General features: G+C 68.2%; 14 protein-coding genes. 13 read left to right on the top strand and 1 reads right to left on the bottom strand.

The window, feature by feature from the left end:
- Positions 1-8: 8 nt before the first annotated feature.
- The 4 genes from ALI144C_RS32370 to ALI144C_RS32355 are packed head-to-tail and all read left to right on the top strand — an operon-like array spanning position 9 to position 4,356.
- Positions 9-1,250 carry a tryptophan 2,3-dioxygenase family protein gene (locus ALI144C_RS32370; protein WP_076990948.1) on the top strand — a complete coding sequence of 414 codons (1,242 nt, stop codon included), beginning with the start codon at positions 9-11 and terminating at the stop codon, positions 1,248-1,250.
- Positions 1,247-2,863, top strand: coding sequence for an FAD-dependent monooxygenase (locus tag ALI144C_RS32365; protein ID WP_083753574.1), 1,617 nt, complete (start codon positions 1,247-1,249; stop codon positions 2,861-2,863). The genes ALI144C_RS32370 and ALI144C_RS32365 overlap by 4 nt, the downstream gene beginning before the upstream one ends.
- Positions 2,864-2,870: 7 nt before the next feature.
- The gene (locus ALI144C_RS32360) at positions 2,871-3,647 is read left to right on the top strand and encodes a cyclase family protein (protein WP_076990946.1); all 777 of its coding nucleotides are present in this window, start codon (positions 2,871-2,873) and stop codon (positions 3,645-3,647) included.
- Positions 3,648-3,651: 4 nt separating this feature from the next.
- Positions 3,652-4,356: a methyltransferase gene (locus ALI144C_RS32355; RefSeq protein ID WP_076990945.1), complete on the top strand. Its 705-nt coding sequence runs from the start codon at positions 3,652-3,654 to the stop codon at positions 4,354-4,356.
- Here the strand turns inward: ALI144C_RS32355 and ALI144C_RS32350 are convergent.
- Complete coding sequence (locus ALI144C_RS32350; protein ID WP_076990944.1) at positions 4,338-4,700, bottom strand: MmcQ/YjbR family DNA-binding protein; 363 nt, start codon at positions 4,698-4,700, stop codon at positions 4,338-4,340. The two genes, ALI144C_RS32355 and ALI144C_RS32350, sit on opposite strands and share 19 nt — an antisense overlap.
- 85 nt (positions 4,701-4,785) lie before the next feature.
- On the opposite strand from ALI144C_RS32350, the gene ALI144C_RS32345 reads away from it, so the two are divergent.
- From ALI144C_RS32345 to ALI144C_RS32305, 9 genes are all read left to right on the top strand, one after another.
- On the top strand, positions 4,786-5,712 hold the full coding sequence (locus tag ALI144C_RS32345; RefSeq protein ID WP_076990943.1) for an SDR family oxidoreductase: 927 nt from the start codon (positions 4,786-4,788) through the stop codon (positions 5,710-5,712).
- Positions 5,713-5,775: 63 nt separating this feature from the next.
- Complete coding sequence (locus tag ALI144C_RS32340; protein ID WP_076990942.1) at positions 5,776-7,512, top strand: ABC transporter ATP-binding protein; 1,737 nt, start codon at positions 5,776-5,778, stop codon at positions 7,510-7,512.
- Entirely contained in the window at positions 7,509-9,296 is a 1,788-nt protein-coding gene (locus ALI144C_RS32335) for an ABC transporter ATP-binding protein (protein ID WP_083753573.1), read from the top strand. The genes ALI144C_RS32340 and ALI144C_RS32335 overlap by 4 nt, the downstream gene beginning before the upstream one ends.
- Before the next feature lie 84 nt (positions 9,297-9,380).
- Positions 9,381-10,220: an SAM-dependent methyltransferase gene (locus tag ALI144C_RS32330; protein WP_076990941.1), complete on the top strand. Its 840-nt coding sequence runs from the start codon at positions 9,381-9,383 to the stop codon at positions 10,218-10,220.
- Positions 10,221-10,275: 55 nt separating this feature from the next.
- Positions 10,276-10,818: a ferredoxin gene (locus tag ALI144C_RS32325; RefSeq protein WP_076990940.1), complete on the top strand. Its 543-nt coding sequence runs from the start codon at positions 10,276-10,278 to the stop codon at positions 10,816-10,818.
- A gap of 61 nt (positions 10,819-10,879) precedes the next feature.
- Positions 10,880-12,085, top strand: a complete 1,206-nt coding sequence (locus ALI144C_RS58740; protein ID WP_076990939.1) for an amino acid racemase — start codon at positions 10,880-10,882, stop codon at positions 12,083-12,085.
- Between the two features lie 175 nt (positions 12,086-12,260).
- Positions 12,261-13,130: a HalD/BesD family halogenase gene (locus tag ALI144C_RS32315; RefSeq protein WP_076990938.1), complete on the top strand. Its 870-nt coding sequence runs from the start codon at positions 12,261-12,263 to the stop codon at positions 13,128-13,130.
- A gap of 19 nt (positions 13,131-13,149) precedes the next feature.
- Positions 13,150-14,007, top strand: a complete 858-nt coding sequence (locus tag ALI144C_RS32310) for a hypothetical protein (protein ID WP_076990937.1) — start codon at positions 13,150-13,152, stop codon at positions 14,005-14,007.
- Complete coding sequence (locus tag ALI144C_RS32305; RefSeq protein WP_076990936.1) at positions 14,004-15,785, top strand: choline/carnitine O-acyltransferase; 1,782 nt, start codon at positions 14,004-14,006, stop codon at positions 15,783-15,785. The genes ALI144C_RS32310 and ALI144C_RS32305 overlap by 4 nt, the downstream gene beginning before the upstream one ends.
- The last annotated feature ends 2 nt before the right edge of the window (positions 15,786-15,787 follow it).

The raw sequence follows: 15,787 nt of genomic DNA, 5'->3' as shown, positions 1-15,787 counted from the left end.
GTCGTCCAGTGTCCATTGCAGAGTTGAAGTCCTGGCTGCGGGAACCCGATCTCACGACGTTCCCCTACGAGGCCGTCATCACCGAGTACCACTGCGTCGGGAAGCACTTCGTGTCGCCCCGGTTGCTCGACCTGCTCGCCGAAGTTCGGGCCGAGCTGCCGTCGATGCGCGGGCCGTGGCCGCGGTTGCGCACCTTGATGTCCTTTTTGGATACTCTGCTGGACAAGCCGGACGAACGCTACGACTACTCCAGTTACACCGCGCTGCCGCTGCTGCAACTGCCCGGCGCGGACGACCCGGTGGAACAGGCGCCGTTCGCGCGGGCCCGGTGCGACCGGCTCACCACCCAGATCGTGTCCGACGCACTGGCGTTCGAGCTGGACACGCACGCGGGACGGACCGTCATGCTGCCGCGGATGTGCCCGCCGGAAGAGCTGATCCGAAAGCGGTACAAGCACGGCATGCGCGTGCTGCGGCCCAGGCTTGCCCGGATGTCGCTGGACGGCGACCTGACCGCGTCGGACCCGGCGGATCTCGCACAGCAAGCCTGTACGGCGGTGCGTGAGGACATGTCCGTGGCCGAGCGCCGGGCGCTCGAGCTGAGCATGCTGCCCGTGTACACCGCGCACGACGAGTATCTGTTCTTACGTGTCCTCCAGGCGTTCGAAACAACGTTCTCGTTGCTGGCGGTGAGTTTGCGCGGAGTCATCGCGGCGTTGCCAAGGGGTGACGTCGACCAGGCCGAGCGCTTCCTCAACAGCGGACAGACGGCGTTGCGCGAATCCGCCCCGCTGTTCTCGATGCTGGCCACCATGCAGGTCGAGGCGTTCCAGACCTTCCGCCAGTACACCGAGGGCGCCAGCGCGATCCAGTCCCGCAACTACAAACTCGTCGAGTCGTTGTGCCGCAGGCCGGATCGCGAGCGCGTCGACTCGGCCGCCTACTACTCGACGCCGGACGTGCGTCTACGCATACTGCTGGGCCAGGCCACGCTGGAGGAAGCCTACGGCCACGCCTGCGAGACGGGCTGCGTCGACGAGCGCGGACAGCGACGGCTCAACACGGCGATGCGGGGGTTCGCCCGTGCGTTGATGCGCTGGCGGCAGACCCACTACCGGCTGGCCGTGCGGATGCTCGGCGAGAAGACCGGCACCGGTTACACCGAAGGCACCCCGTACCTCAAGGCTGTGCGCGACATCCCGGTGTTCCGCACGGTCCGGGTGAACAACCAGACCGCGAGGACACGATGACATCCACCTCATTGCCCGTGGGAATCGTCGGGGCCGGACCGGTCGGCCTGATCACCGCGCTGCGGCTGGCCGGGCTCGGAGTGCCCAGTGTGCTGCTGGAAGCGGATCCGCGGCTGGTCAAACAGGGCTCCAAGGCATGCCTGATCCAGGGGGACGTCCTGGAGATCCTGGACAAGGTGGGCTGTGCGAGCACAGTCGCCGCCGAGGGCGTGACGTGGACGGTCGCCCGGACCTACGTGCGCAACACGGAGATCCGCGCAGCGGCCTACGAGGGCGGCCTGGGTTTCGGCCCGTTCGTCAACATCTCCCAGTACCGCATCGAGCAGGTGCTTGCCGAGGCGGTGGCGGCACACCTGCGCTGCGACCTGCGCTGGGGACATCGGGTCACCGCTGTCACGCAGGACGCCGACTCGGTCCTGGTCCGGGCGGCGACCGCCGACGGCGAACGGGAGTTCCGCTTCGCCTACCTGGTCGGCTGCGACGGGGTCCGAAGTGGACTCAGGGAGATGGTCGGCGCCGAGTGGACCGGCTACACGCACGGCGACCGGTTCCTGATCACCGACATCCGCGCGAAACTGCCGCTCGCGCGGGAACGCCACTTCCACTACGACCCTTCGTTCAACCCGGGCCGCCAACTGGTCATGCACCCGCAGCCCGACGACATCTGGCGGATCGACTGGCAGCTGCCGCCGGACGCCGACATCGACGCCGAGCGCGCCGACGGCCGGTTCGACCAGCGGGTCAAGGCGGTCATCGGTGACATTCCCTACGAGATCGACTGGGTCAGCACGTACCGGTTCCACCAGCGGGTGGTCGACCGGTTCCGGGTGGGCCGCGTGCTGCTGGCCGGAGACGCCGCGCACGCCCTGCCGCCCTACGGTTCGCGCGGGATGAACAGCGGCATCCAGGACGCCGACAACCTCGCCTGGAAGATCGCCGTGGTGCTGGCCGGTCAGGCCGACGAGGACCTGCTGGAGACGTACCACACCGAGCGGCACGCGGCGGCTGTGGAGAACCTGCGGGTCACCGAGGCGACCCTGCGGTTCATGGTCCCGCCCAACCGGGTGCGCCGGTGGAGCCGTGCGGTCCTGCTGAAGCTGTCGCACCTGTTCGGGCTCGCCCGCAAGTACGTCAACAGCGGCCGGATGGCCGAGCCGTACACGTACACCGACTCCCCGATTGTCCAAACAGGACATCCACTGCTCGGGGCGTTCGCGCCGGACGGCTGGGTGCGCGTGAACGGTACCCGTACCCGGTTGCGTCAGCTGCTCGGCGCCCAGTTCGTCGGGTTGTTCTTCGCGGCGGATGGGGTGGAGATCGTCGAGGCCGCCCGTTCGAACCCGTGGAACGTCCTACCCGGACTGGTCCTGGTACTACCGCCAGGCGCGCCCACCAACGAGCCACCACTGGGGGTGACCGTCGCCGTCGCTGAGGACGACCAGCTCGCGACGACATATGGAGCGCTGTCCGGTCCGGTGTGGTGGCTGGCGCGGCCGGACGGTCATCTCGCCGCCAGGGGAGAGGACGGCGCGGATTTCGCCCGTGCACTGCGGGAGTCGATCGGTATCCCGACCAGTCAGGCCCACCGGCAACCGTCGACCGCGGGAAGGTGACGTCCCGATGACCGTTCTCACCGAGCTGCTGAACGCGCTGCACGACGACTTCGTGGAGGTCGTCGACCTCACGACGCCGCTGTCCGAGCAGACGCCGATCATCGAGCTGCCGCCCGAGCGAGGCCAGCCATGGGCATTCTCCCGTGAGGTCATCAGCGACTACGACGACGCCGGTCCCACGGTGTACTGGAACAACATCCGGTTGTCCGAGCACACCGGCACCCACTTCGACGCGCCCGTGCACTGGCTGTCGGGCAAGCAGTCGCACGATGTCTCGCAGGTGCCCCCAGCCCGGCTCGTCGGACCGGCGGCTGTGCTGGACGCGTCCGAGCAGGCCGCGCACGACCCGGATTTCCTGCTACGGCGTGACCACGTCGAGAAATGGCAGGCCGAGCACGGCGACCTGCCCGAAGACGGCTGGCTGCTCTACCGGACCGGATGGGACGCCCGCCAAGGTGACGCGCGGCAGTTCCTCAACGACAAGCACACCCCTGGCGTCGCACCGGACTGCGCGCGCTGGCTCGCCGAGGAGACGCCCCTGATCGGCCTCGGCGTGGAGACCGTGGGAACGGACGCGGGACTGGCCGGCGAGTTCGAGGACCGCCCGTACCCGTGCCACTGGTACCTGCACGGCGCCGGGAAATACGGCCTCACGCAGCTGCGCAACCTCGGGCAGTTGCCGCCGACAGGGGCCGTGCTGATCGCGAGTCCACTGCCGATCGTGCACGGGTCCGGCAGCCCGGCCAGGGTGCTCGCCCTGGTCGACCGCGGATCGGACAGGTGAGGACATGGACGACACGGGATTCCAGCGCGGAAACGCCCTGCTCAACCGGCACCTGACCGACGACCGGCGGCCCGACACGTTCAGCCTGCTCGGCCGGGAATGGGACTTGCTGGACGGGGTGTTCAGCCCGGTGTACACACCGGTCACGGCCCTGTTCTCGACATGGTTGCCGTATCCGCCGGGTGGGACCTTCCTCGAGATCGGGTCGGGCGCGGGCGTCACGGCCGTCGTCGCGGCCCAATCCGGTTGCCGTGCGGTCACCGCGCTCGACATCAGCATGGCTGCGGTCGAGAACACGCGGCTTAACGTGGCACGACACGGCGTCGAAGACCGGGTGCGGGTGCTGCGCAGCGACCTGTTCTCGGAACTGGAACCGGGGGAGGAGTTCGACCTGATCTACTGGAACTCGAACTTCGCCGAAGCCCCCGCGGACTTCGCCAACGAGACCGACCTGCACCACGCTTTCTTCGACCCCAGCTACCGCGCGCACAGCGAGTTCGTCGCACAGGCGCCTCGATACCTGTCGCCTGGCGGACGGCTGATGCTGGGGTTCAGCAACATCGGCAACACCGCGTTGCTCACCGAACTGTGCGCGGACGTGGGCCTCGAACTGTGCACGTACCGCTCCGAACGCCGGCAGGTGGATCAGCGCACCACAGTGGAGTTCCAGCTACTCGAACTCAGGGCTCGTCACTCGTCGTCCAGTTGAGCCACCAGCCGCCTGGGCGCCACCAACCGGTACGCCTCCCGCACGATCGCGGCCACCTCGTCCCAGTCCGGGTCGCGGTCCAGCCGCACTCCAACCCAGTCGTCACCGCCGTAGGGCGGCACGTAGAACCGGTCGGGTTCCTGGGTGACGAGATCCTCCCTGACTCCGGGCGGGGCGGGGGCCCACATCCCGATCAGGTCCTCGCCGCGTCGCGGGCCGTCGTAGAACTGCACAACGGTGTTTCGGGAGCGCACCCACGACGGCATGCCGTGGTTCAGTTTCTCGGTGACCTCGGGCAATTCAAGACAAATCGCCCGGAGACGGTCGAGCGGGTCTGCTGCCATGCCGTCAGTTTCCCGCGACAACGGCGAATTCGCTGACCAGAACGCTCGATTTGCCGGTTCGCCACGGCTTTGCGATGCTCGGACGATGGTTTGGTCACCGGATCAGCACGCGTTGTCCGGACGTGTCGCCGTCGTCGCCGGTGCGACGCGCGGCGCCGGGCGTGGTATCGCCGCCGCACTGGGCGAAGCAGGTGCGACGGTCATCTGCACGGGGCGCAGCAGTGCCACCCGAAACATCAGATCGGACTACGACCGGCCCGAGACGATCGAGGAGACGGCCGAACTGGTCACCGAGCTCGGCGGCACCGGAATCGCGATCCCGGTCGACCACCTCGACCCGGAGCAGGTCAAGCGGCTGGCCGAGCGTATCCGGGCCGACCACGGGCACATCGACGTTCTCGTCAACGACATCTGGGGAGCCGAGCGGCTCAAAGGCGCGCCCCCGGAGTGGAACACGCCGATCTGGGACCACGATCTCGACCGCGGCCTGCGCATCGTCCGGCTGGGCCTGGACACCCACCTGATCACGTCGCACCACCTGCTGCCGCTGATGATCGACCGGCCGGGTGGTCTGCTCGTCGAAGTGACCGACGGCACCAAGGCGCACAACGAGACGAACTACCGGATCTCGGTGTTCTACGACCTGGTCAAGGTCGCGGTGAACCGGCTGGCGTTCTCCCAGGGCCACGAGCTGGCGCAGCACAAGGCGACAGCCGTCGCCATCACCCCCGGCTGGCTGCGCTCGGAGATGATGCTGGACAGCTTCGGGGTCAGCGAGGAGAACTGGCGCGACGCGCTGAAGGAGGACCGCGCCGGTGACCTGCCCACCGCGCCGTCCGGCTTCGGATCCTCGGAGTCACCGCGTTACGTGGGCCGCGCGGTCGCCGCGTTGGCCGCGGATCCCGAACGCGCCAGGTGGAACCAGGAGTCGGTGACCTCCGCCCAGATGGCCGCGGAGTACGGCTTCACCGACATCGACGGCCGCACACCGGACAGCTGGAGCGAGTGGTGAGAGTGGACTGATATCGCCATCGCATAGCTTTGGCTGCGGCCGACGACACCTCAGGGGCGGCGAATGCCAAGGACTTCGGACAGCAACTGGGTCTTTCTGCGCAAGTACTTGAGACCACAGCGCACCAGCGTGATCCTCATGGTCGCGCTACTGCTCGGCAGCATCGTCGTCGAGGTCGCGGAACCGAGAATCGTCAGCTACTTCATCGAATCCGTGCAGCTCGGTGCGAGCGAGGAGACCTTGCTGCGGATCGCGCTCGTCTTCCTCGGCGCCGCGCTGGCCCGCCAGGTGATGCACGTGCTGGCGTCCTTCGCCAGCGAACGCGTCGCCTGGACAGCCACGAACGCCCTGCGCGCCGATCTCACCGCACACGTGCTGAACCTCGATCTGACCTTCCACGAATCGCGCTCGCCCGGCGAGCTGATCGAACGGATCGACGGCGACGTCAACGAGATCGCCCAGTTCTTCTCCACCCTGATCGTCCGCCTGCTCGGCAACATGCTGCTGCTGGTGTTCATCCTGGTTTCCCTCTTCGTGATCGACTGGCGGATCGGCGCCGCCTGCACGGGCGTCGTCGTCGTCGGCATGCTCCTGCTGCAACGGGTTTCCCGGATGGCAGGCCCACGATGGCAGGCAGACAGGGAACAGAGCGCGCTGTTCTTCGGCTATGTGAGCGAGGCGTTGCGTGCCACAGAGGACATCCGTTCCTCGTCGGCGGTTTCCTACGCGATGGCACGTTTCCACCGCCAGTTGCGCACGTGGCTGCCGGTGAAGGTCCGTGCGGAGGCGTGGGGCAGTCTGATCTGGATCGTCGTCTCGATGGTCTTCGTCGCACTGGCCGCGGTGTCGTTCGGGCTGGGCGGCGGCCTTTTCCAAGCCGGTGCCGTGCCACTGAGCGACGTGTACCTGGTGGTGACGTACTCGGTCATGCTCGCCACGCCCATGGAAGTGATCCGGGAGCAACTGCAGCACCTGCAACGCGCGACCGCCGCCATGTGGCGCGTGTCGGAACTGCTCGCCGTTTCCTCCAAGCTCCGCAACGGGACGAAGCCGCTGCCGTCCGGTCCTCTGTCGGTGGAGTTCCGTGACGTGACGTTCTCCTATGAGCGTGATCCCGGCAGCAAGGTGCTGCGCGACCTCACTCTGAGCATCGAACCCGGCGCCACTCTGGGGCTGGTCGGGCGCACCGGTGCGGGCAAGACCACCATGGCCCACCTGCTGTTCCGCATGTACGACCCACGGCACGGCCAGGTCCGCCTCGGCGGAGTCGACGTCAAGGACGCGGACCTGAAGTCCCTGCGGTCGCGGATCGGGTTCGTCACCCAGGACGTGCACATCTTCGACGCGACCGTCCGCGACAACCTCACGTTCTTCGACACCGGGGTGGACGACGCCCGTCTGCTCGACATCCTGCACACACTGGGCCTGCGGCCATGGCTGACCGCACTGCCCGACGGCATGGACACCCGGATCTCCGGCTCCAGCGTGTCGGCTGGGCAGGCCCAGCTGATCGCGCTGGCCAGGGTGTTCATCAAGGACCCCGGGCTGGTCATCCTGGACGAGCCGTCGAGCCGCCTCGATCCGGGAACCGGGCACCTGCTCGAACGAGCGCTCGACCGGCTGCTGGAGAACCGCACGTGCGTGGTGATCGCGCACCGGTTGGACACGATTCGACGGGCGGACACCGTGGCCGTCATCGACGGCGGACGCGTCACCGAACACGGCGCCACACGTGACCTGCTCGGCGAACCCGCCTCACGGCTGGCCGAGCTCTGCCGGGCCGGGGAGGTGCTGGAGTGAAGACACGCGGGGGCAAGGGAAAGTGGTTCACCCTGCGGACCATCCTGCGGGTGATGGCGTTCCACCGCGGGCTGTACGCGGCTTCGGCGGTCGGCTGGATGATCTTCCACCTGTGGCCGCTGTTGCCCGGTGTGCTCGGCAAGGCGTTGTTCGACACGCTCGAAGGCGGTACCGAGGCCGAACTGAACCTCACGACCATCGTCGCGATCCTGGTCGCGGCGGGCCTGGCCAGGATGGCGTCGATCTTCGGCGCCACCGTCGCCGTGGCGGGCTGGCACGTGCGCACTCGGGGGCTCGTACAGCGCAACCTGCTCGCGCGCCTGTTCGAACGGCCGGGTGCGCGGGCGATGCCGGGCAACGTCGGTGCGGGGATCTCCACCCTCCGTGACGATTCCGAGGCCATCTCGCTGATGGGGGACTGGGGGTTCGACGCGCTGTCGGCGGTGATCTTCGCGTCCACCGGGCTCGCCATCCTGATCAGCGTGGACGCCCGGGTGACGCTGCTGGTCATGGTCCCGATGATCTGCGTGATCGCGCTGGCCCAACTGGCCAAGGCGCGGGCGCACACACTGCGGGAGCGAAGCCGTGCGGCGACCGCGCAGGTCACCGGCACCATCGGCGAGATCGTGGTCGCGGTGCGGGCGATCCAGGCGGCAGGCACGCAGGACAACGTGGTCGCGCACCTGGCGCGGCAAGGCGACGAGCGCAGGCACGCGATGGTCCGTGACAAGACGCAGAGCTACGCGCTGGACGCCGTCTTCAACAGCACCGCCAGCCTGGGCGCCGGGCTGATCCTGCTGACGGCCGCGGGCGCGATGCGCAGCGGTGACTTCACCATCGGCGATTTCGTCCTGTTCGCCACGTATCTGATGCAGGTCGCGTCGTACACCGGCTTCATCGGCTATCTGGTCAGGACGTTCCAGCAGGTGCGTGTGTCGCTGGACCGGTCGGTGGAGTTGATGCAAGGGGCGCCGCCGATGGACGTGGTGAAGCACCATCCGCTGTACCTGAAGTCGGACGCGCCGGTCGACGTACCGCCGCGGCGGGCCGACGAGCCGCTCGATGTGCTGAACGCCACCGGGCTGACCTACCGGTTCCCCGGATCGGAGCGGGGCATCGATGACGTGTCGCTGCGGGTGGAGCGGGGGAGCGTCACCGTCGTCGCCGGACCGATGGGCGCCGGGAAGACCACCACGCTGCGCGCACTGCTCGGCCTGTTGGACCGGCAGGGCGGTGAGATCGACTGGAACGGGAGGGCGGTGGCCGATCCCGGCGATTTCCTGGTTCCGCCGCGGGTCGCGTACACCGCGCAGACACCCACGCTGGTGTCCGGGACGTTGCGCGAGAACATCCTGCTCGGTCTGCCTGACGATGGCGGCGTGGTGACCGACGCGGTCCGTCGCGCGGTGCTCGGCCCCGATGTGGCGAGCATGCCGGACGGGCTCGACACCGAGATCGGCGTCCGCGGTGTTCGCCTGTCCGGCGGGCAGATCCAACGCACGGCAGCGGCCCGGATGTTCGCCCGCGACCCCGAACTGCTGGTCATGGACGACCTGTCCAGCGCTTTGGACGTGGAGACCGAACGGGAACTCTGGCGGATGGTGTTCAGCGCCGGTGTGACGGTTCTGGCGGTGTCGCACCGACGGGCGGTGCTGGAGCGGGCGGACCAGATCGTGCTGCTCGACAGCGGCAGTGTGGTCGCACGAGGCACCCTGCTCGAACTTCTCGACACCTCACCGCAAATGCGGCGGCTGTACGGCCCGGAGGCGGCGAGACCGCACTGAGAGCCGACCTGGGTAGCGTCGGCCGAGGTGGACGGATGTATTCGCAGCGAACTGCCCAGATCCCCGTCACGAGGTGAACCACTTATGTCCATAGTAGACGACAAGCCCGGATCGAACGGGAACGCCGCGGCGGTCGCCGGGTTCTACGACGCCGTCACCGAGCCGTTCTCGGCGTTGTTCGACGGCTCCGTGCACGCAGGCTACTGCGGTCGAGGCGCCACCACGATCGTCGAGGCACAGGCCCACATGAACGAGGAAGTACTGGACGCCTGCGGGTTGCGGCCGGGCCAGAAGGTGCTGGACCTCGGCTGCGGCGTCGGCGGCCCGGCGATGCTGGCGGCACGCCGTCACCAGGTGAGCGTCACGGGGATCAACCTCAGCCCCCAGCAGGTCGCGGCGGCCACCGACGCGGCCGAACGGGCCGGGGTGTCCGCAGTGGACTTCGCGGTCGGCGACATCGTCGACATGCCGTTCCCCGACAACTCGTTCGACGCGGCCTACGCGATCGAATCGATCCTGTTCCACGTGGCCGACAAGGCAGCGGCCTTCGCGGAGATCGCGCGGGTGCTCAAGCCAGGCGGGGTCCTGGTGGTCGCGGACTACGCGCTGGGCACGCCGATGTCCGACGACGACATCGAGCTGTCCGTGAAGGCGCTGTGCGCGGTCCCGTTGGTCACCGCGCAGGAGGCCGGAAAGGCGGCGGAGCAGAACGGGTTCCGCGAGGTGACGATCCGCTCGCTGGCCGACGACATCCGCCCCAGTGCTCCCATGCTGGTCGACGTGGTGCAGGAGCGACGCGACGACCTGCTCGCGGTCGCGGGCGAGGAAGGCCTGGCGGGCGCGACGCAGAGCGCGGCCCTCTACACCGGCCTGTTCGTCAGCTCTCAGGACTACATCCTGCTGCGGGCGGAACGAGCTTCCTGAGCAGGTGGATCGCCGGAGGTGGCGGCGCCCGTAGGTGCTGCGGGATGCTGGTGCTGTGACTGACACGCCCGCGCCATGGGATCCGACCTCGCACGTTCCGCCAGGCTTCTTCCCGCCCGACGACGGCAAGAAATGGGCGGAGAAGCACTGGCTGAACGTGCCAGGCCCCTTCTACACGGGTAGTACCGACAACTGCTGGACCGGACGGCTGCATGCGCCACACCACGTCCTTTACGGCGGCGAGTACTACAACGAGTTCGTCTTCCGCCAGCCCAAGACCCCGACGGAGGTCGACTGCCTGCTGGCCGCCGCCGAAGCGGATCCCTTCCAGGGCTACGCCTGCGACGGCGACTCCCGGTGGACACCGGACGCCGTCCGCGCCTGGTGGGAGCAGCGAGACCGGGTCGAGGAGCATGTCACGGCGTTGCTCAGCGAGTGGAGCGGCGAGGTCGACCGCTACGACCGCGACGCCGCTGAAGGGGCGCGCGAGTTCCTCACGTACCTGGCGGGTGACCTGAGGGCGGACCTCCGGGGCTACATCTTCCGCCTGGAACAGGGTCGCTACCCGGACGCCGGTGACGTGCTCCCGGATCTCTGAACCAGGTGACGTCACCGACTTCCGCTTTTACTTTCCTAGTCGATCGCGGAGTCTGGACGTCATGGAACTGATCGGCGTCATCGGCGGCATGAGCTGGGAATCGACGGCGGAGTACCTGCGCCGGTTGAACGAGGGGACCAGGGCCCGCCTCGGCGGACTGCACTCCGCCCGGTTGCGGGTGGCGACCGTCGACTTCGCGCCGATCGCGCGGATGCAGGAGGAGGGCGACTGGGCCGCGGCGGCAGCCGTGCTCGCTCAGGAGGCGCGGTCACTGGAGGCAGCGGGTGCGTCGTTCGTGCTCATCGCGACGAACACGATGCACAAGGTGTACGACGAGGTCGCAGCCGCCGTCACGATCCCGGTACTGCACCTCGGGGACGTCACCGCCGATGCGGTCACCGCGTCCGGCGTGACCACGGTGGGGTTGCTCGCCACGAAGTACACAATGGAGCAATCCTTCTACCGCGACCGGCTCGAAGCGCACGGCATCCGGACGCTGGTCCCGGACGAGGCGGACCGGCAGGCGGTTCAGCGGATCATCTACGACGAGCTCTGCGTCGGACGGGTCGACCCCGCATCGCGTGACCGGCTGCTCGGCATCGCCCGGTCCCTCGTCGACGCCGGGGCCGGAGGCGTCGTCCTCGGCTGCGCCGAACTCGAACTCAGCGTCAGCCAGGAGCACCTCGATGTCCCGGTTTTCGCAACCACCGCACTGCACTGCGAGGCCGCGCTCGATCTGGCACTGGCACCCGGCCGGACACCCGGCAAGGTGATGGTGGCCATGGACCACTGTGTCATCAGTGTCACCGACTGGGACCGCTCCAACACCTTCTACAGCGATGTCCTCGGGGCCACTGTCATAGCCACAGGGCAAGGGTTCGTCTACCGGTTCGGTGCCCAGCATCTCAACGTGCACGGTCCCGGGATGGCCCCTGTGCCCGTCGCACGCGTTCCTGTGACACCAGGCGGGTCGGACCTGTGTTTCCGTTGGACCGGAACGGTGGCCGACGCCGCGGCGCACCTCGCGCGCCACGACGTGGCCGTGGAACTCGGCCCGGTTACCAGGCCCGGAGCGCGGGGCGCGGGTACGAGCCTGTACTTCCGTGACCCCGACGGCTCATTGCTCGAACTCATCACCTACGCGGGAAACCAGGCCGTCGCCCAGTTGCTTGAGGACAGTGCCGACACTGCCACCCCGGCACCGGCGGTCGACGGCTTCCCTGTCACCGGCACACCGGCTGCCGACCGTGATGGCTCTCGTCGATGACGGATGAGCCCTGGTGCTGCCGAGGCGTTGTGGGGTAACAAGGAACAGCAGGCGCAGGCACCTGGGTCTGCCAGACTTTGGTGGAGCAGATCACAAAAAGGCAGCCGTGCGGGGTGCGCAGCCGGGAAGCTTGACTGCGATCGCAGGACGGCAACCAGGGAAAGGGATCCCACGCATGAAACGACCGGTCGTCGCGGCACCGGGAAAGGTAGTCGACACGGATCGTTACCCCCTGTCGGATCCCGGCAGTGCGGCGTGGCGCGCGGCTGTCGATCACGCGCGGCGCGAACTGGATCGCGTGGGCTGCTGCGTGCTGTCCGACTTCATCCGGCCCGAGCTGCGCGACACCGTCCAGCGGGAGTGCGCCGGGGTCGCCCCGCTGGCCCATGGCCAGGTCGAAGTGGTGAACGCCTACAACATCGCGGTCGGCACGCCGTTGCCCGACGGCCACCCCGGCAGGGTCACGATGGAACGCGGCAACGCCTTCGTGGCCCGTGACCAGATCCCGGCCGACTCCGTCCTACAACAGCTGTACACGAGCACGTTGTTCCAGCGCTTCGTCGCGGATTGTTTCCGGTTGCCTGCCTTGTACGAACTGGCTGATCCGCTGTCCGGTCTCTGCCTCAACGTCATCGCGCCCGGACGCGCACACCCGTGGCATTTCGACACCAACGAGTACACAGTCAGCATGCTCACGCAGGAATCGGCGGAGGGCGGCGACTTCGAGTACTGTCCGAACATCCGGTCGGCCGACGCGGAGAACTTCGAGGACGTCGCGGGCGTGCTGGCAGGCACGCGACCCGACCTGCCACGACGGCTGACGTTGGCCCCTGGTGATCTCCAACTGTTCAAGGGCCGGTATTCCCTGCACCGCGTCACCGAGGTCACCGGCGGCACCGCACGACACACGGCGATCTTCGCCTACAGCGAGCGACCAGGCGTCATGGGTAGTGTCGAACGCACCAGGCAGCTGTTCGGCCGCGTGCTACCGGAGCACACCGCGGCCGAGTTCCGCGCGGTCCGTGGGGACCGCCTGCTCGACTGACCTCAGAGGAGTGCGGCGCGTGCCTTATGACACCACCGGAAAAGTCTCCCTCGACCACATCTACACGCAGGCCGATCCACGCGCTTACTTCACGACTTTGCGCGAGTTCGAGTACTGCATACCCCAACTCGCGGCGCCGTACTTCGCCGATTTGATCCGGCAGCGGCAGACGCGACTCGGCCGGACTGTGCGGGTGCTTGATGTCGGGTGTTCATACGGCATCAACGCGGCGTTGCTGAACGGCGGCGCCACCATGGACGAACTGTACGAGTGGTATACCGACCCGATCGTCGGCGCCATGGACCGCGAAGAGGTGCTGGCTCGCGACCGGAAGCGGTTCGCGGACGGTCAGTCGCGCGCCCGGATTGTCGGTTTCGACTCGTCTCGGCCCGCGCTGGACTACGCGTACGCGTCCGGGCTGCTGGACGAGACTGTCTGCGCCGACCTGGAAACCGGCGACCTCACCGAATCCCAGCGTGCCCGGCTGTCCGGCACCGACCTGGTGATCTCCACCGGCTGCATCGGGTACGTCGGTGCCCGCACCATCACCCGACTGGCCACAGTCGACGGCGACCACCGGCCGTGGATGGCCCACTTCGTGCTGCGGATGGTGCCGTTCGACCCCATCGAGGAGTGCCTGCGCGCGATGGGGTATGACATCGAACTGGTCGACGGGGTGTTCCGGCAGCGGCGGTTCGTCTCCGACGAGGAGCGCGACCAGGTCCTGGACACGCTGCACTCACGGGGCATCGATCCGCGCGGGCTGGAGGACACTGGTTGGCTGTACGCCCAGCTGCGTGTCTGCCGACCTCCCGGCAGCGCCGGTTCCACCCCTGCCGCGGACGGAGTGGCAGGTCAGCACCAACCACGAGGATGAGGGACTTGACCACCACCTTCAGCAACGAAGGCCTGCTGCCCCGCGTGCCGCTGCCCACACTCGATGACAGCTGTTCGCTGTTGCTGGAGTGGTGCGCGCCGCTGCTCACCGCGGACGAGTTGGCCACGACGGAGGCCGCGGTGGCCGCGTTCCTGGCACCGGACAGTCCCGCCCACGTCCTGCACGCCGACCTGGAGCGCTACAACGACAGCCCGGGTGTGCTCAGCTGGTTGGACGACTTCTGGCGGACGCGGTACCTCGGCCGCCGGGACCGGATCGCCCTCAACGCCAACTTCTTCTTCCTGTTCCAGGACGCCCGGGGCGCCGATCAGGTGGACCGGGCGACCGGGTTGATCGCGTCGTCGTTGGCGTACAAGGCGTTGGTGGACGCGGAGCAACTGCCACCGGTGGTGCTGCGCGGCCAGGCCCAGTCGATGCTGCAGCACAAGTACCTGTTCTCGGCCACCCGGATCCCCGGCGCCGACCAGGACACCGTGCGCGCCCCCTACGGCGACGAATGGCCGGGCCCTTCGCCTGCCCGGCACATCGTCGTCTTCCACCGCGGGCGGATGTTCCGGATGGACGTACTCGACGAGCAGGGCAAGCCGTACGCGACCAGCGAACTCGCCGACGGCCTGCGCAGCGTCCTGGCCGGTGAGGAAGCCCACTACAGTCCCGTCGGGCACCTCACGACCAAGGCCAGGGCGGCGTGGGCGGCCAGCCGCGAGGCCCTGATCGCCGAGGACCCGGCGAACGCCGAGGCGTTGGACGTGGTCGAAACCGCGTTGTTCTGCGTGTCTCTGGAGAGCGACGCGCCCGCGGACAAGCTGGCTGCCTGTGATGCCCTGCTGCACGGCGACAGCGCCAACCGGTGGTTCGACAAAGCGGTGACGTTCGTCGTGTTCGCCGACGGCCAGGCCGGAATCAACGTGGAGCACTGCCTGCTCGACGGCACCACGATCCTCGCGTTCGTCGACAAGGTCGTCGGCACGCCGGTGGACCCGGGCACACCGGGCAGCGGCATCCCGAAGGTGGAACCGATCCGGTTCGTCCTCGGCGACGCGCTGCGAGTCGACGTCGAGGCCGCGGGTCAGGCGTTCGCGAACTACGCGGCGGCCACCGCGACGACCGAACTGTCCTTCGCGGACATCGGGACCGATCGGATCAAGCAGCTCGGCATGTCGCCGGACGCTTTCGTCCAGGCCGCGTACCAGTTGGCCCACTACCGCGCCAAGGGGCTGACCGGCGCCACGTACGAGTCGATCGCCACACGGCAGTTCCAGAACGGCCGCACCGAGGCGATGCGCGTCGTGACACCGGAAATGGTGCGGTTCGTGCAGGCCATGCAGGATCCCGACGCGGACGCGGCGACCCGTCGGGCGGCGTTGGCCGAAGCCGGGGCGAAGCACGTGGCCAGGGCCAAGCAGTGCCAGGCCGGGCAGGCGCCGGAACAGCACCTGTGGGAGCTGCAGATGATCCAGCGGCGCCGCGGCGCCGAACTCGGCGCGACCGAGCCGTTGGCGCTGTACGAGTCCCCGGGCTGGCAGATCATGCGCGACGACTACCTGAGCACGAGTTCGGCCCCGTCGCACAACATCCAGTACTTCGGGTTCGGTTCGACCAGCAGTCGCTGCATCGGCGTCGCCTACGTCCTGTTGCCCGGTCGCCTCAACGTGTACCTGAGCACGCCCCAACCGGTCGCGGAGCAGATGCACGCGTTCGCCGACGCTCTGCGCGACTCCCTGAGTGAACTGATCGATCTGCTGGCGGGAGCGTGAAA

This window comes from Actinosynnema sp. ALI-1.44 (genome assembly GCF_001984155.1).
Lineage (GTDB): Bacteria > Actinomycetota > Actinomycetes > Mycobacteriales > Pseudonocardiaceae > Kibdelosporangium.
The sequence above is the reverse complement of the archived record's forward strand: the minus strand, read 5'-3'. Positions and strand labels throughout refer to the sequence as shown.

What these genes read in the sequence shown, in the direction of transcription:
- ALI144C_RS32365 (WP_083753574.1), top strand. Translation starts at nt 1,247, where the DNA reads ATGACATCCACCTCATTGCCCGTGGGAATCGTCGGGGCCGGACCGGTC.
- ALI144C_RS32360 (WP_076990946.1), top strand. Translation starts at nt 2,871, where the DNA reads ATGACCGTTCTCACCGAGCTGCTGAACGCGCTGCACGACGACTTCGTG.
- ALI144C_RS32355 (WP_076990945.1), top strand. Translation starts at nt 3,652, where the DNA reads ATGGACGACACGGGATTCCAGCGCGGAAACGCCCTGCTCAACCGGCAC.
- ALI144C_RS32350 (WP_076990944.1), bottom strand. Translation starts at nt 4,700, where the DNA reads ATGGCAGCAGACCCGCTCGACCGTCTCCGGGCGATTTGTCTTGAATTG.
- ALI144C_RS32345 (WP_076990943.1), top strand. Translation starts at nt 4,786, where the DNA reads ATGGTTTGGTCACCGGATCAGCACGCGTTGTCCGGACGTGTCGCCGTC.
- ALI144C_RS32340 (WP_076990942.1), top strand. Translation starts at nt 5,776, where the DNA reads ATGCCAAGGACTTCGGACAGCAACTGGGTCTTTCTGCGCAAGTACTTG.
- ALI144C_RS32330 (WP_076990941.1), top strand. Translation starts at nt 9,381, where the DNA reads ATGTCCATAGTAGACGACAAGCCCGGATCGAACGGGAACGCCGCGGCG.
- ALI144C_RS58740 (WP_076990939.1), top strand. Translation starts at nt 10,880, where the DNA reads ATGGAACTGATCGGCGTCATCGGCGGCATGAGCTGGGAATCGACGGCG.
- ALI144C_RS32315 (WP_076990938.1), top strand. Translation starts at nt 12,261, where the DNA reads ATGAAACGACCGGTCGTCGCGGCACCGGGAAAGGTAGTCGACACGGAT.
- ALI144C_RS32305 (WP_076990936.1), top strand. Translation starts at nt 14,004, where the DNA reads ATGAGGGACTTGACCACCACCTTCAGCAACGAAGGCCTGCTGCCCCGC.